Raw genomic sequence first — 669 nt, forward strand, 5'->3', positions numbered from 1 at the left:
TGGCACAATTATTTAGATTATCAACATCACAAATAGAATACGTCAAAATATAGTCTCCAACTGGTATACCTACTGGAATTGTTATTCTGCCTTGTGCATCAACTGTAACACCTGTTATTCCAGTAGCGTCAACAATAGTAATGACCACTTGAGAGGCACTTACTGTTCCATTATTCAACCTATCATTCGCTAAAATATCCAAAACGGTTCCTTTAGAAGAATCAATAGGTTGATTCGAGTAATCGTCATTGGTAGCAACAATAACTGGTGTAACAACTGTTACTGTAATTAATGCATTGGCAGTAGCTGTTCCTCCATTTCCATCGGTGATCACATAAGGAATGCTTACTGGGGTCGTGGAATTGAAGTTCGCTGCTGGGGTGAAAGTAATCACTCCTGCTGCGGTAACATTTACCGTGCCGTTGGTTACCGCAATCACTTGCGCTATGCCTGGGGTTAAGGTCGTGCCGTTGATGCTGGTGATGCTCAAGACATCCCCGTCAACATCACTGTCCCCTGTTAATGGGGTCAAAGTAACTGTGCCTTCTTCCGCAACGGTATAAGTGTCATCTACTGCTACTGGGGCATCGTTTACTGGGGTTACTGTAATTAATGCATTGGCAGTAGCTGTTCCTCCATTTCCATCGGTGATCACATAAGGAATGCTTA

Annotated in this window: 1 protein-coding gene; it reads right to left on the bottom strand. The window is 42.9% G+C overall.

The features are described 5' to 3' along the window. A partial coding sequence (locus tag WFZ86_RS20120) for an Ig-like domain-containing protein (protein ID WP_342693612.1) occupies positions 1–669 on the bottom strand: 669 nt, incomplete at both ends.

The sequence above is a fragment of the Flavobacterium polysaccharolyticum genome, assembly GCF_038739875.1.
Lineage (GTDB): Bacteria > Bacteroidota > Bacteroidia > Flavobacteriales > Flavobacteriaceae > Flavobacterium > Flavobacterium polysaccharolyticum.